General features: G+C 63.6%; 19 protein-coding genes. 15 read left to right on the top strand and 4 right to left on the bottom strand.

Annotated features, from left to right (window positions below):
- Positions 1-19: 19 nt before the first annotated feature.
- The 4 genes from M3484_RS09420 (at position 20) to der (ending at position 7,228) form a co-directional block, all read left to right on the top strand.
- Positions 20-3,427, top strand: coding sequence for a caspase family protein (locus tag M3484_RS09420; RefSeq protein WP_249496679.1), 3,408 nt, complete (start codon positions 20-22; stop codon positions 3,425-3,427).
- A gap of 156 nt (positions 3,428-3,583) precedes the next feature.
- A complete protein-coding gene (locus M3484_RS09415; protein ID WP_249496678.1) occupies positions 3,584-4,294 on the top strand; it encodes a tetratricopeptide repeat protein in 711 nt (236 codons plus the stop codon).
- A gap of 83 nt (positions 4,295-4,377) precedes the next feature.
- Positions 4,378-5,706, top strand: coding sequence for an outer membrane protein assembly factor BamB family protein (locus M3484_RS09410; RefSeq protein WP_249496811.1), 1,329 nt, complete (start codon positions 4,378-4,380; stop codon positions 5,704-5,706).
- Between the two features lie 43 nt (positions 5,707-5,749).
- A complete protein-coding gene (gene der / locus M3484_RS09405) occupies positions 5,750-7,228 on the top strand; it encodes a ribosome biogenesis GTPase Der (RefSeq protein ID WP_092896550.1) in 1,479 nt (492 codons plus the stop codon).
- A 110-nt stretch (positions 7,229-7,338) separates the two neighbouring features.
- Here the strand turns inward: der and serS are convergent, their stop codons facing one another.
- Positions 7,339-8,631: a serine--tRNA ligase gene (gene serS / locus M3484_RS09400; RefSeq protein ID WP_283258382.1), complete on the bottom strand. Its 1,293-nt coding sequence runs from the start codon at positions 8,629-8,631 to the stop codon at positions 7,339-7,341.
- 384 nt (positions 8,632-9,015) lie between these two features.
- Here serS and yajC point away from each other — a divergent pair, with 384 nt between their 5' ends.
- The 10 genes from yajC (at position 9,016) to M3484_RS09350 (ending at position 15,773) form a co-directional block, all read left to right on the top strand.
- Positions 9,016-9,342 (top strand): preprotein translocase subunit YajC, encoded by a 327-nt coding sequence (gene yajC, locus M3484_RS09395; RefSeq protein WP_092896554.1) that lies wholly within the window; start codon positions 9,016-9,018, stop codon positions 9,340-9,342.
- A gap of 92 nt (positions 9,343-9,434) precedes the next feature.
- Positions 9,435-11,102 carry a protein translocase subunit SecD gene (gene secD, locus M3484_RS09390; protein WP_092896556.1) on the top strand — a complete coding sequence of 556 codons (1,668 nt, stop codon included), beginning with the start codon at positions 9,435-9,437 and terminating at the stop codon, positions 11,100-11,102.
- A gap of 15 nt (positions 11,103-11,117) precedes the next feature.
- Positions 11,118-12,092, top strand: coding sequence for a protein translocase subunit SecF (gene secF, locus M3484_RS09385; RefSeq protein WP_249496676.1), 975 nt, complete (start codon positions 11,118-11,120; stop codon positions 12,090-12,092).
- Between the two features lie 9 nt (positions 12,093-12,101).
- Positions 12,102-12,458, top strand: a complete 357-nt coding sequence (locus tag M3484_RS09380; protein WP_249496675.1) for an Mth938-like domain-containing protein — start codon at positions 12,102-12,104, stop codon at positions 12,456-12,458.
- A gap of 82 nt (positions 12,459-12,540) precedes the next feature.
- Positions 12,541-13,191 (top strand): heme ABC exporter ATP-binding protein CcmA, encoded by a 651-nt coding sequence (gene ccmA / locus M3484_RS09375; protein WP_249496674.1) that lies wholly within the window; start codon positions 12,541-12,543, stop codon positions 13,189-13,191.
- Complete coding sequence (ccmB, locus tag M3484_RS09370) at positions 13,188-13,844, top strand: heme exporter protein CcmB (protein ID WP_249496673.1); 657 nt, start codon at positions 13,188-13,190, stop codon at positions 13,842-13,844. The genes ccmA and ccmB overlap by 4 nt, the downstream gene beginning before the upstream one ends.
- Before the next feature lie 63 nt (positions 13,845-13,907).
- Positions 13,908-14,639: a heme ABC transporter permease gene (locus M3484_RS09365; protein ID WP_349306270.1), complete on the top strand. Its 732-nt coding sequence runs from the start codon at positions 13,908-13,910 to the stop codon at positions 14,637-14,639.
- The gene (gene ccmD / locus M3484_RS09360; protein WP_249496671.1) at positions 14,636-14,812 is read left to right on the top strand and encodes a heme exporter protein CcmD; all 177 of its coding nucleotides are present in this window, start codon (positions 14,636-14,638) and stop codon (positions 14,810-14,812) included. Before M3484_RS09365 ends, ccmD begins: the two co-directional genes overlap by 4 nt.
- Positions 14,809-15,336, top strand: a complete 528-nt coding sequence (locus M3484_RS09355; protein WP_249496670.1) for a DsbE family thiol:disulfide interchange protein — start codon at positions 14,809-14,811, stop codon at positions 15,334-15,336. The genes ccmD and M3484_RS09355 overlap by 4 nt, the downstream gene beginning before the upstream one ends.
- A 41-nt stretch (positions 15,337-15,377) precedes the next feature.
- On the top strand, positions 15,378-15,773 hold the full coding sequence (locus M3484_RS09350; protein WP_249496669.1) for a hypothetical protein: 396 nt from the start codon (positions 15,378-15,380) through the stop codon (positions 15,771-15,773).
- A 64-nt stretch (positions 15,774-15,837) separates the two neighbouring features.
- Here the strand turns inward: M3484_RS09350 and M3484_RS09345 are convergent, their stop codons facing one another.
- Positions 15,838-16,080 carry a hypothetical protein gene (locus M3484_RS09345; protein WP_143040435.1) on the bottom strand — a complete coding sequence of 81 codons (243 nt, stop codon included), beginning with the start codon at positions 16,078-16,080 and terminating at the stop codon, positions 15,838-15,840.
- A gap of 121 nt (positions 16,081-16,201) precedes the next feature.
- Positions 16,202-18,967 (bottom strand): aconitate hydratase AcnA, encoded by a 2,766-nt coding sequence (acnA, locus tag M3484_RS09340; RefSeq protein ID WP_249496668.1) that lies wholly within the window; start codon positions 18,965-18,967, stop codon positions 16,202-16,204.
- Positions 18,968-19,433: 466 nt separating this feature from the next.
- Here acnA and M3484_RS09335 point away from each other — a divergent pair, with 466 nt between their 5' ends.
- Positions 19,434-20,198, top strand: a complete 765-nt coding sequence (locus tag M3484_RS09335; RefSeq protein WP_249496667.1) for a DUF1223 domain-containing protein — start codon at positions 19,434-19,436, stop codon at positions 20,196-20,198.
- A gap of 285 nt (positions 20,199-20,483) precedes the next feature.
- Here M3484_RS09335 and M3484_RS09330 read toward each other — a convergent pair whose 3' ends face one another.
- Positions 20,484-21,392, bottom strand: coding sequence for a lysophospholipid acyltransferase family protein (locus tag M3484_RS09330; RefSeq protein ID WP_249496666.1), 909 nt, complete (start codon positions 21,390-21,392; stop codon positions 20,484-20,486).
- Between the last annotated feature and the right edge of the window lie 14 nt (positions 21,393-21,406).

Here is a 21,406-nt window from a genome sequence, read left to right as displayed (position 1 = left end):
GCAGTTCCGGATCACCCAGATGCTGCGCCGCTTTCTCTTTGTTCTCCTTCTGATATTCGGCCTCGCCACGCCGGCTCTGGCCGAACGGCGTGTGGCGCTTGTGCTTGCCGCGCAGGACTATCGCCATTTGCGCCCGCTCTCGAACCCGGTGAATGATGCCCGTGCGATTGAGGATATGCTCAAGGGGCTGGGGTTTGAGGTCTGGACCGAGACCGACCGCGATCTGAGGCGGATGCGCCGGGCGCTGGAGGATTTTCGCGCGGATGGTGCCGGTGCCGATCTGGCGCTGGTGTTTTATGCCGGGCATGGCGTGGCGATTGACGGGGTGAATTACCTGCTGCCGGTCGATGCTGAAGCGAAAAGCGCCGCAGGGCTCGCGGCCACATCCCTGCCGCTGTCAGAGGTACAGGAGGCGCTTGCCGCCATTTCGCCCAATGCGGTCTTCCTGCTCGATGCCTGTCGCGACGATCCTTTTGCCGGCAATGGCGCCTCGGACCCGGACGGGCGCGGCGCGGTGGCTCTGGCGGATGACAGCGGTGATGCGCCAAAGACGGTGCCGGGGCTTGGTCGCATAGGGCGGGCCGATGGGGCGCTGATCGCTTTTGCCGCCGCCCCGGGCGAGACCGCCGCCGATGGCAATGGCAAAAATTCGCCCTTCACCGAGGCGCTTTTGCGTCATTTCGGCCGCGAAGGCACCGAGCTGCGCCTTTCACTGACCCTTGTGCAGCAAGATGTCTATGACCGCTCGCGCGGGCGCCAGATGCCCTATATCGAAAGCGGCTTGCCGCGTCTTGTCTATCTCTCGGGCGAGGGGGATCTGCCGGAACGCGAGCTTCTTCTGGTCGCGATGGAGAAATACCCGCCCGAGCTGCGCGGCGAGCTCGAGGCGGTGGCGGCGCAAAATGACATGCCGCTGGCGCCGCTTTACCGCGCGGTGGTGACGGGTGATCTGGAAAAGCTCTCGGCCGGGGAGCGCCTGATCAAGCTGGAAGAGGCCGCCCGGTCTTATACCGCCTTTGAATCCGATCTGCTCCGGCTGGCCTCGGATGATCCGCGGGTCTCGGAACTGAGGAGGAAGGCTGAGGAGCAATTCGCGCTTGGGGCCTCGGAGGCAGGCCGTGTTCTGATGGCCGAGGCGGCGGCAATCGATGCGAAATCGGAAAGCTCGATCCGCGATAATCTTGTGGCGCGCACCCTGTCGCAGGCGGCGACCCATGTGCTCAATGCCAATGCGGCGCGGGCCGGCCTGCGCTATGATCTGGCGATCAGCGACCTCACCCATGCGACCGAGCTTTACAACCGGGTCCGCGCCGGTCTGCCCGACCGTGATGCGAAAGAGGCCTATGCGCTTGCCCTCAGCGATCTGGCCTGGCTCTATCTTGTTGCGGGCAACAGCTCGTCCGCGCTGAGCATCACGCTCAGCCAGGTGGATTATCTTGACAGCCTGACCCGCGCCGAACCGGATGATATCGGCTGGCGCCGCCAGTTGATGTGGGCGCTGAAAGGATCGGGCGAGATCAAGGCGCAGCAGGGGTTTCTTGCCGAGGCCGATGCCGATTACGTCCGCGCCGACGAGCTGACCGCCGCGCTGATTGCGGCATGGCCAGATGACCAGGATCTGCGTCGCGAGCGCGAGGTGATCCTGAACAGCCGTGGCTCGATCCGGCTGACATTGTCGGATTTCCAGGGCGCGCTTGCCGCGCATCAGGCGGCGCTGGAAATTGCGCTGGCGCTTTATGATCTGTCGCCCGACAGCGTGACCCATGCGCGCGATGTCTCGTTCACCCAGGAAAAGCTTGGCGATGTCTGGTCGGCGCTTGGTGATTATGAGCGCGCCCGCGCGGCCTATGACATCGCGCTCGGGATCAGCCAGGACCTCGTGAACAGATATCCCGGCATTGCGGGCTACCAGCTTGATCTGGCCGTCGGCTATGAGCGGCTGGGCGAGATGCTGATGGGCGAGCAGCAATATGATTCGGCGCTGGCCGTGCTGATGGAGGCGCAGAAGATCCGCGATGAGCAGCAGGCGAAGGATCCGGGCAATGTCGTGCATAAGCGCGACAGCGCGGTGACCCTTTCGCGGATCGGTGATGTGCTGCTGGCGATGGGCGATACCGGCTCTGCCCTGATGAACTGGCAGCATGCGCTCGGGCTCCGGCGCGAGCTGGTCGATCTTGACCCGCAAAACGCGATCTGGTTGCGCGATTTGTCGATTTCCTATGAACGGATCGGTGGGCTCTATCTGGGCGAGGGCGCGCTTGACGAGGCGCTCGAGGCGGCGAATGAGGCGCTGATCCTGCGGCAGGCGGTGGTGGATATCGACCCGCAAAATCTGCCGCCGCAACGCGATCTGACGATCTCGCTGGAGCGGCTGGCACGGATTTACGGCGAGCTGGGCGATACGACCACCGCGCGCGAGTTTTATACCCGCTCGCTTGAGATCCGCCGCTGGCTGGCCGCGACCGCGCCGACGGTGCAGCTTTATCAGCTGGATGTCGCCTTTACCCTCGTCTCGATGGGCGAGGCGCTCTGGCGCAATAACGAGCCGGCGGCGGCGCTGCCGCTGCTGGATGAAGGCCGCGAGATCCGCGAGGCGGTGAGGGCCGCAGCACCCGCAGACCGGCCTGAGGATGTCTCGCTTCTGCGCGAGCTGAGCATTGGTCTGAACATCCAGGTCCAGGTTCTGCTGGCCTTGCAGGACATTCCCCGCGCAATCGATCTGGCTCGCCAGTCTGTTGAACGGATGGACCGGGTGGCGGTGCTGCGCCCGAATGATCCCACTTTGCATCTGGACCGGATGTTCGCTGCCAACCGGCTGGGGGGCGCGCTGGAAGCCTCTGGTGATCTGGCGGCGGCACTTGCGGCCTATCGCGAGGCGGCGGGCTATGCTTTCGCGGCGTCCTCGGCTGATCCCTGGAATGTGATCGCGGCCCAGGATTACGCCACGGCGCTGGAAAATGCGGGCCGGGTGCTGATGGCGCAGGAGAGTTTCACCGCCGCAAAACAGGATTACGAGGCGGCGGTGGCGCTGCGGAAATGGATCGCGGGGCAAAAGCCGGCCTCTGTCGCCGATCAGCGTGCTCTGGCCTATGCGCTGCGCTTTCTGTCAGACGCGAACTATTTTCTAACGGAACTCGAAGCCGGGCGCGGCAATGAGGAAGAGGCGCTGGCGATCCTGCGCTGGATTGCCGGGGTCGAGGCGGAAAACCCCTATAATGTGACCGATCTCGCACAAAGCCTTTATCGCGCGAGTTTCTATTACCGCGATGGGTCGGTCTATATCACCGAGTCGGTGGCGCTTTTGCGCGGGCTCGAGGCGGCGGGGCGGCTGCCGGAGGGGCCGTTCCGCGACTGGATCACGATTTACGGCGAACGGCTCGAGGCGTTGCGGGCCGGGACGGGGGCGGATGCCGCGCCGGTGCCCTGACCCGGCAGGGCGAAGGCGCGGGGGGCAGAGGCGGGTACCGGCACAGGTCATGGGGGCGGATAGGGGCCTAAAGGGGCGCGCGGGACTTGGCAAGTTTGCCGGAATCCCTGTAAGACGTGGCGGAACAAGGACTGACGGCAGGAAGGCCTGGGGCAAGTGAGCGACACCAACAGTTTCATTGACGAAGTCACCGACGAACTTCGCCGCGAAAAGCTGACACGGGCTTTCCGCCGCTGGGGCTGGGTCGGCGGCGTCCTGATCCTGGTGATCGTGGCCGGGTCGGGTTGGCAGCAATGGTCACAGGCGCGGGACGAAGCGCGGGCCGAGCTTTTTGGCGATGCGCTTCTTGAGGCGCTGGATACCGGCTCGCCCGAGGCGCGGCGCGAGGCGCTGGCGGCGATTCCCGCCACCGGCTCCCAGGCGGTGATCCGCGACATGATCGAAGCCTCGGATCCGCAGGAAGACAAGCCGGCAACGCTGGCGGCACTGGATAAGGTGATCGCCGATCAGACCCTTGACCCGGCCTGGCGCGATCTTGCGATCTTGCGGCGCGTGATCGTTGCAGGGGCCGATCAGCCCGTGGCCGAGCGTCGTGCGGCGCTTGAGGGCATTGCGGTCCCGGGCCGGCCCTACCGGTTGCTGGCGGCCGAACAGCTGGCCTGGCTGCTGATCGAAGAGGGCAATGCCACGGCGGCGATTGCGGCACTGAACAGCCTCTCGACCGATCAGGAGGCCAGCGCGGCCTTGCGGGGCAGGGCAGGGCAGATCGTCACGGTGCTGGGCGGCAATCCGGCCGAAGTGGTGAGCGATGTGGCTCCGTCTGACGCGGCGGCAGCTTCTGGCGCAGCGCCGGCGGGCAACGAATAAACGGCACAGACCACGTGCTGCGGGAGAGGCCAGAGTGCCGCCGGCAGAACAGAGAAACTGGAATGATGAGGCAGGGCGTGAGCATGAAACGGCGGATCGGCTGGCTGATGGGCGCGGTGGCGGGGCTGGCACTTCTGGGTGCCTGCGGGGAACGTGAACTGATCCTCTCCGGTGAGCGGATCGATGTGCGCGATGTGCTGGCCGGCTCTTCGTCGCGCGATGCAGGCCCCGTGGCACGTTCCGCCCCGATCAGCCTGCCTGCACAGCAAAACAATGCCGACTGGGCGCAGCGCGGCGGCAATGCCCGCCATGACGCGCCGCATGCGGCGCTGCGGGCCACGCCGCAACTGGCTTTCGCGACCTCGATCGGCGAGGGCTCTTCGCGCCGTCACCGCATTGCAGCCGCGCCGGTTGTTGCGGGAGGGCGGGTTTTCACCATCGACGCGGCCATGGTCGCCTCGGCAGTTTCCACCAATGGCGCGCTGTTGTGGCAGGCCAATCTGACGCCCGCTACCGATCGCGGTGGCCGGGTCTCGGGCGGCGGTCTCGCGGCGGATGGTGGCCGGCTTTATGCCTCGACCGCTTATGGCGAAGTGATCGCCATGGATGCGGCCACGGGCCAGATGCTCTGGCGGCAGCGCGTCGACAGCCCGATCCAGGGTGCACCTGCGGTGGCGGATGGCGTGGTCTATGTCGCGGGGCGTGATGGCGCGGCCTGGGCGATCAATGCCGCTGACGGCAAGGTGCAATGGCAGGTGATCGGAACGCCGGGCGCTGCGGGCTATATGGGCTCGGCCGCACCGACGGTTGCGGACCGCGCGGTGATCTTCCCTTCGGGCGCGGGTGACCTGCTGGCCGTGATGAAAATCGGCGGCGGCTCAAAAATCTGGCAGAAATCCATCGCGGGGCGCCGCCCGGGCATCGCCTATGGCGAGGCGCAGGACGTGACCGGCGACGCGGCCCTGGTGGGCGGCACGCTTTACACCGGCACCGCAGCTGGTCGCACGGTTGCGATGGATGTCAGCTCGGGCGAGCGGATCTGGGAGGCCGAAGAGGGCGCGCTCGGGCCCCTTGCGATGGGCGGCGGCTCGGTCTTTATCGTTTCAGACGAGGCGCGGCTGGCGCGGCTTAACGCCGCGACGGGCGAGGTGATCTGGGCGGTGGCACTGCCCTATTTCACCGCCGAGAAGGTGAAAAAGCACAAGGCGATCACCGCCCATTACGGACCGGTTCTGGCCGGTGGCCGGATTTGGGTGGCCTCGTCGGATGGCGTGCTGCGCGGCTTCTCGCCGGTCGATGGCGCGCTGGTTGCGAATGTCGAGATCCCCGGCGGTGCGGCCACACAGCCGGCGGTCGCGGGCGGAACACTTTACGTGGTCTCGAACAGCGGTGAACTTCTGGCTTTCCGCTGAGGCGATTGCCGTGTAACAGGGCGAGCTTCAGGAGAACCGTGTCATGAGCTTCACCCTCGCCATTGTTGGCCGCCCGAATGTGGGCAAATCCACGCTGTTCAACCGGCTGGTGGGCCGCAAGCTTGCGCTGGTCGATGACCAGCCCGGCGTCACGCGCGACCTGCGCGAGGGCGATGCAAAGCTGTTTGATCTGCGCTTTACCGTGATCGATACGGCGGGGCTTGAGGAGGTCACCGATGACAGCCTTCAGGGCCGGATGCGCCGCCTGACCGAACGCGCGGTCGAGATGGCCGATGTCTGCCTTTTCGTGATTGACGGACGGGCAGGGGTCACGGCGACTGATGAAACCTTTGCCGAGATCCTCAGGAAGAAAAATGCCCGCGTGATCCTTGGCGTCAACAAGGCCGAGGGCAAGGCCGGCGATTCCGGCGCGCTGGAGGCCTATTCGCTGGGCCTTGGCGAGCCGGTCCGCATGTCCGCCGAACATGGCGAGGGCATGGATGATCTCTATCACATCCTGCGCCCCTTTGAGGCCGAATTCGCGGAACGCGAGGCCGAGATCACGCCGCAAACCGATCTCGACCTGCCCGAAGACAGCGAGTTCGACAGCGATGACGAGGGCGCCGATGAGAGCTGGCGGCCCTCGCTCACCAAGCCATTGCAGATTGCAGTGATCGGGCGCCCGAATGCCGGAAAATCGACGCTGGTAAACAAGATCCTTGGCGAGGACCGGATGCTGACCGGCCCCGAAGCCGGGATCACCCGCGATGCGATCTCGATCAAGACCGACTGGATGGGCACGCCGATCCGGATCTGGGACACGGCCGGTATGCGCAAAAAGGCGCGGGTGGTCGAAAAGCTAGAAAAGCTCTCCGTCTCGGACGGGTTGCGCGCGGTGCGCTTTGCCGAGGTCGTGGTGGTCTTGCTGGATAATGAGATCCCCTTCGAGACCCAGGATCTGCGGATCGCGGATTTTGCCGAGACCGAGGGCAGGGCGGTCGTGGTTGCAATCAACAAATGGGATCTGGAAACGGATCGCCAGGACAAGCTGGCCGAGCTGAAAGAGATGTTCGAGCGCCTGCTGCCGCAGCTGCGCGGCGCGCCTTTGGTGACAATCTCGGGCAAGACCGGGCGCGGCATGGACCGGCTTCATGACGCGATTCTGCGCGCCCATGCGGTCTGGAACCGCAGGGTGGCGACAGCGCGGCTGAACTCCTGGCTCTCGGCTATGACCGAAGCGCATCCGCCGCCCGCGCCGGGCGGCCACCGGATCAAGATGCGTTACATCACCCAGGCCAAGACACGGCCGCCGGGCTTCGTGATCAAGTGCTCGCGGCAGGATGAAGTGCCGGAGAGCTATAAGCGCTATCTGATTAACGGGTTGCGGGATCATTTTGAGATGCCGGGCACGCCGATCCGTCTCTTCTTGCGTGGCCAGGGGGAGCAGAACCCGTTCCGTGAGAAGAAATTCCACACACCGTCGCGGCTGCGGAAACACCAGGGCAAACAGGTGAAGAAGTAAGAGAGGGGGCCAGCCCCCTCGCGGCTTTGCCGCTCACCCCCGGGATATTTTCAGACAGATGAAAATATCCCCGCCGGAGGCAAGGGGCCCGCGAGGGCCCCTGTTTTGTTTCAGACGAGGACCCCATCCGCGCCGATGCGGGTTTTGTCACCGAGATAGCGGTGCAGCACATCAGGAATCTCGACCGAGCCATCCGCCTGCTGGCCGTTTTCCAGGACCGCGATCAGGCAGCGCCCGACCGCAAGGCCGGATCCGTTGAGCGTCGCGATGAAATCGGGCTTGCCCCCTTCGGAAGGGCGGTAGCGTGCGTTCATGCGCCGCGCCTGGAACTGGCCACAGGTCGAGATCGAAGAGATTTCGCGATACCGGTTCTGCCCTGGGAGCCAGACCTCGATATCATGGGTTTTCTGTGCGCCAAAGCCCATATCCCCGGTGCAAAGCACCACGGTACGATAGGGCAGGCCCAGCTTTTGCAAAATCGCCTCGGCCTGTGCCGTCATACGCTCATGTTCCGCCAGCGCGGTTTCCGGCGTGCAAAGTGTCACCATCTCGACCTTTTCGAACTGGTGCTGGCGCAGCATACCAGTGGTGTCCTTGCCGGCCGAGCCGGCTTCCGAGCGGAAACATTGTGTATGAGCGGTCATGCGGGTCGGCAGCGCTGCCTCGTCGATAATCTCGCCGGCGGCCGAGTTGGTGAGCGTGACTTCCGAGGTCGGGATCAGCCACCAGCCATTGGTGGTCTCATAGCTGTCTTCGGCGAATTTCGGCAGCTGGTTGGTGCCGAACATCGCTTCCGACTTCACCAGAACCGGGGTCCACATTTCAGTCAGCCCATGTTCGTCAACATGCGTGTCGATCATGAACTGCGACAGCGCGCGGTGCAGCCGGATCACCGCGCCTTTCAACACCACAAAGCGTGCGCCGGAGAGTTTGGCGGCGGTGGCGAAATCCATGCCCGGTCTGACACCGGCAATCTCGAAATGCTCGACCGGTGTGAAATCGAAGGTTTGCGGTGTGCCCCAGCGGCGGATCTCGACATTGTCTGTCTCATCGGCCCCTTCGGGCACTTCGGCGAGCGGCAGGTTCGGGATCGTGGCCAACCGGTCGCGCAGGGCTTTGTCTTCGGCCTCTGCCTCAGAGGTCAGGCGGGCGATCTCGGCCTTTTTCTCCGCCACCAAAGCGCGCAGCCGCTCGAATTCGGCATCATCGCCACGCGCTTTTGCGGCGCCAACCTCTTTCGAGGCGCGGTTCTGATCTGCCTGAGCGGTTTCGGCCGCGAGGATCTTCGCGCGGCGGGCCTCATCCAGCGCCAGCAAGGCAGGCGAAAGAGCGGCCAACCCGCGACGGGAGAGCGCCGCATCAAAAGCGGCAGGGTTTTCGCGGATCATGCGGATATCATGCATGGAACTGGCCTCGCTGGCTTGCAGGAATTGCGGCGCTGTTTATGGCAGATGCCTGCGGGCGGGGAAAGAGGGCGAGGCGCGCGCCCCTGGCTGTGGGCGGATGCCTCCGGCGGGGATATTTAGAGACAGATGAAATCCGCACTGGTTATTCATCTGTCCTTAAATATCCCGGGGGGTGAGCGGCTTTGCCGCGAGGGGGCGAGCAGCCCCCTTCTGCTGCCAGACAGGGCTGCCATCACGCCTGTGCCTGTCATGGTGCGGTTCCTCTGGCGCAAGCGGCAAAAACCGCTTACATGGGCCGGTGATCAGGGAGGCGGGGCACGCGCCGGATGGTGCGACCTGCCTTCTCACTGCCAACCGACAGATGCCGGAGACATAGCCACAATGTTCGTGACCCCCGCTTTCGCCCAGGCCGCCGCGCCCGGAGCAGGTTCCGCCCTAGCTTCCTTTGTTCCGCTGATCCTAATTTTCGGCATCATGTATTTCCTCATGATCCGCCCGCAGCAAAAGAAGATGAAAGAGCATCGTGCCATGGTCGAGGCGCTGCGCCGGGGCGACCAGGTGGTCACCCAGGGCGGTATCGTCGGCAAAGTGGTCAAAGTGCAGGAAGACGGCATGGTCGAGGTCGAGATCGCCGAGGGCGTCAAGGTCAAGGTGGTGCGTCAGACCATCACCCAGGTCCTGAATCGCACCGAAGCTGCGGCGTCCTGAGACCCCGCGCAATCCCGGGCTTTGCCCGGGGCCGCACCTGATGCCGGTCCGCCTCCCGGTCCGGTATATGATATGTGAGTTCTGAGGCTGACATGACGCCGACCGAGACCTGGAAAAGAGTTCTGATCCTGCTGGTATGTGCCTGGGGGATCATCGCTGCGCTGCCCAATGCGTTTTACGACCGTGTGGAGCGGCATAATGATGCGGCAGCCGATATCGCGAAAGCCGATGGTGTGGCCACGACAGAAGAGGCCGCGGATCTGGCGCTCTGGCCGAACTGGGCGCCTTCGGCGCTGATGCCGCTGGGGCTTGATCTCAGGGGCGGCGCGCATCTTCTGGCGCAGGTCCAGGTCGAGGATGTTTACAAGGCGCGGATCGACGGGCTCTGGCCCGAAGCGCGCGATGCGTTGCGCGATGTGCGCGATGATGTCGGGGCCGTGCGCCGCGCGCCGTCGCCCGAAGATACATTGCGCATCACCATCTCGCGCCCCGAGAATATGGCGAAAGCCATGGCGGCGGTGCAAAAGCTCGCTTCACCGGTGATGACGCTGACCGGTTCGCAGGCCTCTGATATCACCATCACCTCGCAGGGTGCGGATATCGTGATCCAGCTGACCGCGAGCGAAAAGACCGCGACCGATGACCGCACGATGCAGCAAAGCCTCGAGATCATCCGCAACCGTGTCGACCAGGCTGGGACGCGCGAGCCGACGATTCTGCGCCAGGGCTCTGACCGGATCCTGATCCAGGTGCCGGGCATCGGGTCGGCGGCCGAGCTGAAATCGCTGATCGGCACCACCGCGAAACTGACCTTCAACGCCGTGGTTGGCAGCACCTCGGATGCCGGTGCCAATCCGGGGCCGCGCAATATGTTGCTGCCGTCGAAAGACCAGCCCGGCCTTTACTACATCGTCGAGGAGACCCCGGTGGTCTCGGGCGAGAACCTTGTCGACAGCCGCCCGGCCCAGGATGACATGCAGCGCCCGGCGGTGAGCTTCCGCTTTGACACGGCAGGCGGGCGCCGGTTCGGCGATTACACCGCCAATAATATCGGCAAACCCTTTGCCATCGTGCTCGACAATCAGGTGATCTCGGCGCCGACAATCCAGGCCCATATCTCGGGCGGGGCAGGGATCATCACCGGCCGTTTCTCGGTCGAGGAAACCACGGAACTTGCGGTTCTTCTGCGCGCCGGCGCCCTGCCGGCCAAGATGGACTTTCTGGAAGAGCGCACCATCGGGCCGGAGCTTGGCGCCGATTCCATAGAGGCCGGCAAGACGGCGGCGATCATCGGCCTTGCTGCGGTGCTGATCTATGTGGTCGCCTCCTACGGCCTGTTCGGCTGGTTCGCCAATGTGGCGCTGGTTCTGAACGTGATCATTCTTGTGGCGCTGTTATCGGCGATCGGGGCGACCCTGACATTGCCCGGGATCGCGGGGATCGTGCTGACCATGGGTATGGCCATTGACCAGAACGTGCTGATCTTCGAGAGGATCCGCGACGAATTGCGCGACGGCGCCAATCCGCAGCGCGCCTGTCAGGTCGGGTTTGAACGCGCTTTCTCGGCCATTATGGACGCCAATATCACCGCATTGATGACCGGTTTCATCATGTTCTGGATCGGTTCGGGTCCGGTCAGGGGCTTTGCGGTGACCTTCACGCTGGGCGTGATCACCTCGATGTTCACGGCCGTCTATGTGACGCGGCTGGTGGTCGAGCTGTATATCAACAACAAACGCCCGAAAACACTCGTGGTTTAAGGGGAGGATACGGTTATGGCATGGCGTCTTAAACTCGTCCCCGCAAAGACGAATTTCGACTTCTTCAAACATCAGTGGATCACCTTCTCGCTTTCGATCGGGATGATTGTCGCCTCGCTTGTCTGCGTGGCGGTGATGGGGCTGAATTTCGGGGTCGATTTCAAAGGGGGCACCACGATCCGCACCGAATCGACCGCAGCGGTCGAAGTGGCGGAATATCGCGAGGCGCTGGCCGCCCTGCAGCTGGGCGATGTCTCGATCTCGGAAGTGAAGGACCCGTCCTTCCGCCCCGATCAGCATGTCGCCCAGATCCGCATCGGTGCGCGCGAAGGCGAAGAGGCGGTGACGCCCGAAGTGATCCAGGAAATCGAAGAGGCGCTGAAAGCCGTCGATCCGGCGATCACATTCCCGTCGGTGGAATCGGTTGGCCCGAAGGTCTCGGGCGAGCTGATCTGGAAAGCGGTTGCCGCGATTTTTGCAGGATCGGCAGCGATCCTCGTCTATATCTGGATGCGGTTCGAATGGCAGATGGCGGTTGGCCTGGTGGCGGCGCTTTTGCATGACGTGATCGTGACGGTGGGGATCTTCTCGCTGTTCCAGATCCGGTTCGACCTCTCGATCGTAGCGGCGCTGCTGACGATCCTTGGCTATTCGGTCAATGATACCGTGGTGATCTTTGACCGGCTGCGCGAGAACCTTGCGAAATACAAGGCGATGCCGCTGCGCGAGATGATGAACCTCACCACCAATGAGACGCTGTCGCGGACAGTGATGACGGCGACCTCGACGCTTCTGGTTCTGATCGTTCTGCTGATCTGGGGCGGCGATGTGATCCGGGGCTTTGTCTTCGCGATGACGCTGGGCGTGGTGCTCGGTACCTGGTCGACGCTTTATATGGCGAAGAATATCGTGCTTTATCTGGGTGTTGATCGCGGTGACAAGCCAAAAGCCCCGAAGAAGTCGAGCGAATTCGCCGATGTCGATGCGTAAGGGCGGGGCATGCGCCTGACCGAAATCAGCTATGCCGAGGCCCGGCCGATTGACGGCTACGGGCCCGGCTTTTTCCGGGTGAATGATCATGTGCTGCGCGGGCCTGCGCTGATCACGCCCTGGGATGCCGGCCCCTGGGGCGGGCTCGGAGATACGGAGAGCCTGCTGGACCTGACCGGGCGGATCGATGTTCTGCTTCTGGGTATGGGCGCCGAGATCGCCTGGCCACCGCGCGCATTGCGCGAGACATTGGAGGCTGCCGGGATCGGCGTCGAGCCGATGTCTTCGCCCGCCGCCTGCCGTACCTATAATCTCCTGCTCTCCGAGGGCCGCAGAATTTCGGCCGCCCTTTTACCCCTCGGCTGAGGCAGCCCGGAATTTTTGAAAATTCCGGCCCAATTCCTTCACAGGAATTGGCGCGGCGCGCGAAACGGGCTAGGGCTGTGCGATGGAACTCAGGGTCGAAAATCTTGCAGTCGCCCGCGGCGGTCTGGTGGTGCTGGAGGGGATCAGTTTCACCCTGCGTGCCGGTCAGGCCCTGGTGCTGCGCGGCCCGAACGGTATCGGCAAGACCACTTTGCTGCGCACCATCGCGGGGCTGCAACCTGCCATTTCCGGCGAGGTCAGTACCCCCACGGATGGCCTCGCCTATGCCAGCCATGCCGACGGGCTGAAATCCGCGCTGACGGTGGACGCGAATATCTCCTTCTGGGCTTCGGTATTCGGCACGGGGCAGACGGCTGCGGGGGCTGCGCTGGAACGGCTGGATCTGACCGCATTGCGCCACCGCGCCGCCGGCCAGCTTTCCGCCGGGCAGAAACGCCGCCTCGGCCTTGCGCGGCTTCTGGTCACCGGCCGGCCGATCTGGCTGCTGGATGAGCCGACCGTCTCGCTTGATCAGGCCGCCGTTGCGCTTTTCGCCGGCGTCCTGCGTGCCCATCTCAAAGACGGAGGCGCGGCGCTGATTGCCACCCATATTGACCTTGGCCTCGATGAGGCGGGGGGGCTTGATCTCACGCCCTTCCGGCCAAAGCGCCAGCGTGCCGTCGCGGGTGGTTTCGACGATGCGTTCGGCGAGACCTTCGGAGGTCCGGGATGATTGCGCTCCTGACCCGCGACCTGTCGCTTGCCTTTCGCGCCGGGGGGGGCTTTGGCCTTGGTCTTGCCTTTTTCCTGCTTGTTGTGGTGCTGGTGCCTTTGGGCGTCGGGCCGGACAGCGCCATTCTTGCCACCATCGCGCCAGGCGTGCTCTGGGTGGGGGCGCTTCTTGCCTCGCTCCTCAGCCTTGACCGGATTTTTGCGCTGGATCATGAGGATGGCAGCCTTGACCTTCTTGCCACCGCCCCCCTGCCGCTTGAAGGGGTCGTGGCGGTCAAGGCGCTGGCGCATTGGCTGGTCACGGGGCTTGCGCTGACGCTGGCCTCGCCGCTGCTCGCGGTTTTGCTGAACCTGCCTGCCGCAGGATACCCCTGGCTTCTGCTCTCGCTCGCGGTTGGCACGCCGGCGCTTTCGGTGATCGGGGCCTTTGGCGCCAGTCTGACCATCGGCCTCAGGCGCGGCGGGCTTTTGCTCTCGCTCCTCGTATTGCCGCTTTACGTGCCAACGCTGGTTTTCGGGGCAGAGGTCGTGCGGCGCGGCGCGGCGGGGCTCGCGCTGGCGACACCGCTTGCGCTCCTTGCCGCGATTACGGCCGGTTCGCTGGCGCTGCTGCCCTTCGCCGCAGCCGCCGCAATTCGGGTTAACTTGCGCTGAATCAGTCTATAACAGGGTCTCGCGCGCTACAAAGCACTGGTGAGGCAGAACAGACGGGCCGATATGTCGATTTGGGAATTCGCAAATCCGAGAAATTTTATGCGGCTTTCCGGGCGGATCCTGCCCTGGATCGCGGCATTTGCCGGCCTGTCGCTGGGGATCGGCTTGACCTGGGGCTTTTTCTTCACCCCTGATGATTACAAACAGGGCTCAACGGTGAAGATCCTGTTCATCCATGTGCCCGCGGCGATGATGGCGATCAATGCCTGGATCATGATGCTGGTCACCTCGCTGATCTGGGTGATCCGGCGCCACCATGTCTCGGCACTTGCGGCGCGGGCGGCGGCCCCGGCGGGGCTTGTTTTCACGCTGATCGCCCTGGTCACCGGTGCGCTCTGGGGGCAGCCGATGTGGAACACCTGGTGGGAATGGGATCCGCGGCTGACCTCGTTCCTGATCCTCTTCCTGTTCTATCTTGGCTATATCGCGCTCTGGTCGGCGATCGAGGATCCTGAAACGGCCGCGGATCTGACCGGCATTCTATGCGTGGTCGGTTCGGTCTTTGCTGTGATGTCGCGCTATGCGGTCAAGTTCTGGAACCAGGGGTTGCATCAGGATTCGACCATCCTGAAAGTCGGTGAGAAAGACCCGCTGGATGTGGCCTATTACGTGCCCCTGGTGATCTGCCTGGTCGGATTCGTGTTGTTTTTCATACTGATCGTGTTGCTGCGAACCCGGATGCTGATCCGGGCGCGGCGGCTGATCGCACTTGAGGCAAGGGAGAGGCTCGGATGATGCCGGATCTTGGAAACTATGCGGCAACGGTGCTGGGCGCCTGGGGAGCGACGCTTCTGGCGCTGGCCGGGCTGCTTGTTCTGACGCTTTTGCAGTCGCGGCGGGTGGCACTTGCGCTGGCCGAGGCCGAGGCGCGGGCCCGCCAGGCGAAAGCGACGGAGGCGAAGGAATGAAACCCCTGTATCTGCTGCCGCCGCTGGCCTTTGCCTGTCTCGCCGCTGTCTTCTGGTTCGGGATGCAGCGCGAAGGACAGGGCGAGATCCCCTCGACCTTTATCGGGCGCGCGGCGCCGGTTCTGCCCACGACATCCTTGCCCGGAACACCGCTTCTGACGGGGGAAGACCTCCGGAAGGGGGAGGTGACGGTGGTGAATTTCTGGGCCTCCTGGTGCCCGCCCTGCCGGGCCGAACACCCGGTTCTCAAGGCGATGGCGGCGGATGGCATCCGGGTCGCCGGCGTGAATATCATGGATAAAGAGGCCGATGCGACCGGCTATCTCGAGAAAGACGGCAATCCGTTCTTCGCCATTGCCACCGATCCGGGCGGGCGCAACCGGGTGGAATGGGGCGTCTCCGCACCGCCCGAGACCTTCATCATTGATGGAGATGGCACGGTTCTGTTCAAATTTACCGGGCCACTGGTCGGCACCGATTACGAATCGCGCTTTGTCCCCGCCCTTGCTGCGGCTCTGAAGTGAGAGCCTTTGTCTTTGCCGCAGCGTTTCTGACCTGCGGGGTGATGGCACAGGCAGAGACGATCCGGCCCGACACCAGCTTTTTCACCGGTGTCTATGAACGGGTCGGGCGCAGCGGTGCCGAGGTTCCGGCGCTGATTGACGATCTGGTCCGGATCACGCCGGTCGATGGGACCTGGGCACTTGATGTCTTTCCCTGCGCGACCGTGGCGGATCAGGATGCGCCGATCCGCCTGAGCCCGCTGGATTTTGGGGAAGTGCCGAATATCCTGGAGGGGAAAGCCGGGCCTTCCGGCCTCTGGTGTCAGTATTTCACCGATCACAGCAATTACCCGATCCTTACCTGCCAGTCCGAAATCGGCGCGCGTTTCACGCTCTGGCCAATTACGGATGAGCGACTGACCGCCTGTATGATGGCGGCGGGACAGTCGCGGCCCTGAAACAGGGCGATATACCGGCAAGCGCCGCCAGACAGGCCCGCCCCGGAGAAGGACCGCGCTGCGCTCAGTTGAGAAGTGACAGCGTCAGCATCCCGAAAGGCATCAGCAATTCGGCAAAGGGCAATGCGGGCAGAGAGAACCGCCTGTTTGCCAGAGCCTTCGATACAAAGACGTTCCGTCTGGTCGTTTTCGCAAGCAAAGCTGTGCATTCCCCTTGCCAGATCGCGGATTGCGAGGGCAGGGGCGGGAAAAGGGCGCGGGCGGGGATCCCGCGGTCACGCATGTCAAGGCGTGTGGAATGGCGCATGGAAAAGCCCTTCTGGCTGAACCCGTCCAGATTGCGCGATTCGGGTAAATAGGAACTTAACCGGAACAAATGGGCCGGATCGCTCCGGCCCATTCGCGATAGTCCTTTGCCATATGCCCGATCAGGCGCTGGCGAGATTGCGCAGCACGTAATGCAGCACGCCGCCGTTTTCGACATATTCGATCTCGATGGCGGTATCGATGCGGCAGCGGATTTCGACGGTCCGCTCGCTTCCATCCGCCGCGCGGATCGTCATGGGGACAAGGCTCAGGGGCTTCAGACCGCCCGCGAGACCATGGATCGAGATTTCCTCATCCCCCTTCAGATTCAACGTCTTGCGGGTATCTCCGCCGGTGAATTCAAAGGGGATCACCCCCATGCCGACGAGGTTGGAGCGGTGGATACGCTCGAAACTTTCCGCGACGACCGCTTTGACCCCCAGCAGTGCGGTTCCCTTGGCCGCCCAGTCGCGCGAAGACCCTGCGCCATATTCCACGCCGCCAAAGATCACCAGCGGCCGGCCCAGTTCCTGCCAGGCCATCGACGCGTCGAAGATCGAGGTCTGCGCCCCGTCCGGCCCCAGAGTATAGCCGCCCTCGACGTCGCCCTGATCATTGGCCAGCATCTCGTTTCTGATGCGGATATTGGCGAATGTGCCGCGCATCATCACCTCGTGATTGCCGCGCCGCGAGCCATAAGAGTTGAAATCGCGCGGCGCCACCTGGCGTTCCTGCAGGTATTTCCCCGCCGGTGTCGTCGGTTTGAACGAGCCCGCCGGCGAGATATGGTCGGTCGTGATCATATCGCCGAGGATCGCCAGCACCCGCGCGCCTTCGATATCCGAGATCACGCCGGGGTCACGCCCCATATTCTGGAAATAGGGCGGGTTCTGGATATAGGTCGAGGCGGGCGGCCAGTCATAGGTTTCGGCCCCGGTGACCTCCACCGCCTGCCAGCGGGTATCCCCTTTGAAAACATCGGCATATTTGGCCTGGAACACCTCGCGCGTGACGACGGTGTCGACGATGTCACTGATCTCTTTCTGCGTGGGCCAGATGTCTTTCAGGTAGACGTCGCGGCCGTCGGGCGTCTGTCCGATCGGGTCGCGGGTCAGGTTGACGTTCATGTCACCGGCAATCGCATAAGCGACCACCAGCGGCGGCGAAGCGAGGAAATTCGCACGCACATCAGGGCTGATCCGGCCTTCGAAATTGCGGTTTCCCGACAGCACGGCCGCCGCGACCAGATCATTGTCGCTGATCGCTTTCGAAATCGCCGGATCGCCCAGCGGCCCGGAATTCCCGATACAGGTGGTGCAGCCATAACCCACCAGGTTGAAGCCGAGCGCGTCGAGATCTTCCTGCAGCCCTGCCGCCTGAAGATATTCACCCACCACCTGCGAGCCGGGCGCGAGCGAGGTCTTGACCCAGGGTTTGCGGGTGAGGCCCAGATCGCGGGCCTTCCGTGCCACCAGACCGGCGCCGATCATCACATAGGGGTTCGAGGTATTGGTGCAGGAGGTGATCGCCGCAATCACCACCGAGCCGTCGGTGAGGGTGTAATCCTTGCCCTCGACCGGCACCACTTTGCGCACATCCTTCGGCGGCGCGGTGATCGCGCCGCCCTCATCGCCCATATCCAGCGCGTCGGGGCTGACATCAATGCCGCGGTAATCGGCCACGACCTTGTAGAAACTGCGGGCCGATTCGGTCAGCGGCAGATAATCCTGCGGCCGCTTCGGCCCCGAGATCGCCGGGACGATGGTGCCCATGTCGAGCTCCAGCGTGCTGGTATAGATCGGATCGTAATCGGGCCCGCGCCAGAAGCCGTTCTCTTTGGCATAGGCCTCGACCAGCGCGATGCGGGCCTCGTCGCGACCGGTATTCCTCAGATAGCGCAGCGTCTCGCCATCGATCGGGAAGAAGCCGCAGGTTGCGCCGTATTCGGGGGCCATATTGGCGATGGTGGCACGGTCGGCAAGCGGCAGGTGATCTAGCCCTTCGCCGTAAAACTCGACGAATTTGTTCACCACGCCGTGTTTTCTGAGCATCGCCACGACCTTCAGCACCAGATCGGTCGCGGTGGTGCCTTCGACCATTTTCCCGGTCAGTCTGAAGCCGACCACTTCCGGGATCAGCATCGACACCGGCTGGCCCAGCATCGCCGCCTCGGCCTCGATCCCGCCGACGCCCCAGCCCAGAACGGCGAGGCCATTGACCATGGTGGTGTGGCTGTCGGTTCCGACCAGCGTGTCCGGGTAGGCCACCAGCTCGCCATTCTGGTCTGTGTCGGTCCAGATTGTCTGGGCCAGATATTCCAGATTGACCTGGTGACAGATGCCGGTGCCGGGCGGCACGACGCGGAAATTGTTGAACGCCTTCTGCCCCCATTTGAGGAAGGTGTAGCGTTCCATATTGCGCTCATATTCCAGGTCGACATTCATCTGGAAAGCGCGGGGATTGCCGAATTCGTCGATCATCACCGAATGGTCGATCACCAGATCGACCGGGTTCAGCGGGTTGATCTTTTGCGCGTCACCGCCCAGCCCGATGATCCCGTCCCGCATTGCGGCGAGGTCCACCACCGCCGGCACACCGGTGAAATCCTGCATCAGCACGCGGGCCGGGCGGTAGGCGATCTCGATCGGATTCCGCCCGCCCTGGGCGCCCCAGGTCGAAAACGCGCGGATATCATCGCTGGTGACGGTCTTGCCGTCCTCAAAACGCAGCATGTTCTCAAGCACCACTTTCAGCGAGGCGGGCAGGCGCGAGAAATCCCCAAGTCCGGCCGCCTGTGCCGCCGGGATCGAATAATAGCTGACGGTCTGGCCCCCCGCGCTCAGGGTTTTACGGGTTTTCTGGCTGTCATGTCCGACGGTGACGGTCATGTCTTCGCTCCTTGAAAAACTGGCGTGGCATCTTGCGGCTGCGGCGGGCGAGGCGGTGCCCGGGGGTGTCAGGAACTATGTATGCAGTCGTATACCAAATTTCCAGACCCCGGAGATGACGCGTTCCACAGCCAGAGCCGCAGGTCAGGCCCGGGATCGCTGGCCCGCCCCTTGAGGGCCTGCCCGTCCCGGGACCCGGGGCGCGGAGACAGGACCCGGGGGGGGCTGCAATGGCGGAAACGGCGGCAAAGGGGGCAGAAACGCCGGCGAAACTGCATTGCGATTGCAGCATGGCGGGGCCGGCGAGGGAAGGGGAAAACGGTCCGGCACGCGGAAGATTGCAGGCAATCGCAAAACCTTGATTGGCAGGCAGGGGGTCGGTTTCCTATACAGGGTTGAATACAGGGACGGGCGGGGTCCGGGCAATGCCCCGATATCCGCTGACGCCAGCCGGGAAAGACATGAGATGCGACATTTGCTCAGCGCCGCCTGCGGCCTGGTTCTGACCTGCGCGCTTGCAGGTCCGGGCGCCGCCGAAGACCTGGCAGAAAAGGCGGCGCCTCTGGCCGCCGGTGCCGGCCCGGTGGTGGTCGAACTCTTTACCTCGCAAGGCTGTGTTTCCTGCCCGCCGGCGGATGAGTTTTTCGCAAGCCTCACCAAAGACAAGCGTGTGATCGCGCTTTCGCTGCATGTCGATTACTGGGATTACATCGGCTGGGAAGACAGTTTCGGTTCGGCGGCGTTCACTGAGCGGCAAAAGGAATATGCCCGCACCATCGGATCACGCACGATCTATACGCCGCAATTCATCATCGGCGGTGTCGAACGAATCGAGGGCTTTGATCCGGAAGCGACGCTGAAGGCACTGGCCGATCACGTTGCCGCCAAAAGCCCGGTGACGCTGGTGGTCACGCGTGACGGCGACAACCTGGTGATCCGCGCCAAAGCCGACCCGCCGCTGGAGGCCCCGGCCCGGGTCGAGCTTGCGCGCTATATGCCCGAGGCAACGGTCGATATCGAGCGCGGCGAAAACGCCGGCAAGATCGTGACCTACCGCAATATCGTGACCGAATGGGAGAGCCTTGGCGACTGGGCCGGGCAGGAGCCGCTTGAGGTCAGCATCCCGATCACCGGTAGCAATCCTGCGGTGGTGTTCATTCAGGATGTCAGTGGCAAAGGGGCCAAAGCGGCAGGGCCGGGGCAGATCTTTGCGGCTGCGGTGACCCCCTGAGCCAGATCAGATCCGGGCTCTGTCTCCTGGTTGCTGCCGGAGCACGGGACGGGTCTGTCCCGGCAACCGTTATTTCAGGAAAAGCCAGACATTCTGCAGGCTTTGCCATTGTCAGAAATCAGCTTAAGCGGGTTATTCCGCATGTGATTGTCGCTGGTAATCCGTGACCGGTCCGCCCGTCATTTTATCGCAGCAAGCGGCGGCGGGATCATTCCAGTCCTGGGCATCAATCTGGTACAGGACCCAAAAGCGGCAGGAAAGAAACCAGGCAGAAAAGGCCCCGGGTCAGGTTTCGGCATCCGGCGACGGCAGTCTGGCGCCCCCGTGTTTCCAGCGTTTGTGGATCCAGAACCACTGGCCGGGATAGCGGCGCACCAGCGCCTCAAGGCTGTTATTCAGCGCCTGGGTCATGGTGACCGGGTCACTATGTGGGATCGGGTCCTCCACGATGACCTGGAAGGACAGCCCGTCCTGCTGGCGCACCGCATAGACCGGCACGCAAAGCGCATCATATTTCAGCGCGAGCTCTGCTGCCGAAAGCGCGGTCTGCGCCTCATGGCCGAAGAAACCCAGAAGCGGCGCGCGGGTCATATGCTGGTCGATCAGCATCCCGAGCATGCCGCCCTGGCGCAGGAATTTCACCATCTGCCCCAGACCCTCGCGTCCGCGCGGGAAAAGCGGTGTGCCAATGGTCGAAATCGCCCTGAGGTAATGTTCGTTGAAATAGCGGTTCGACATATTCATGTAGAGCGCGCCGACCGGAAAGCCGCGTGCGATCAGGGCGGCGCGGGTGGCGTCATAATTGCCGAAATGCGCGGTGACGAGGATCACGGGGCGGTTCGTGCGGCGGGCTTCCTCCAGCGCGGCGACGCCTGCGCCGGTCAGCGGCAATCCGGCGGCGCGGGCGATGAATTCCTCGCCTGAATAGATCTCGATCAGGGTGCGGCCGACATTGTCGGGCACGTCGCGGACGATTTTCTCGACCTCGGCCTTTGGCAGATCCGGCATCACGAGTGCCAGATTGCTCCGGATGCGGCGGCGGTAGCCGGCCAGTGGCGCGATCACGCCCGAGACGATCCTGCCGCAGAGCGGTACCCGGATGCGGTAAGGCAGCCGCTTCAGGCTCCAGATCAGCGCCCGGAACAGGCGGTCCTGCAGCCAGTGGCGTGGATTTGCCTCTTGTTTCTCGCTCATCATTCAGCCCGTTT

The organism is Pseudomonas sp. GX19020, assembly GCF_023371075.1.
In the GTDB taxonomy this organism is placed as follows: Bacteria; Pseudomonadota; Alphaproteobacteria; order Rhodobacterales; family Rhodobacteraceae; genus Pseudogemmobacter.
The sequence above is the reverse complement of the archived record's forward strand: the minus strand, read 5'-3'. Positions and strand labels throughout refer to the sequence as shown.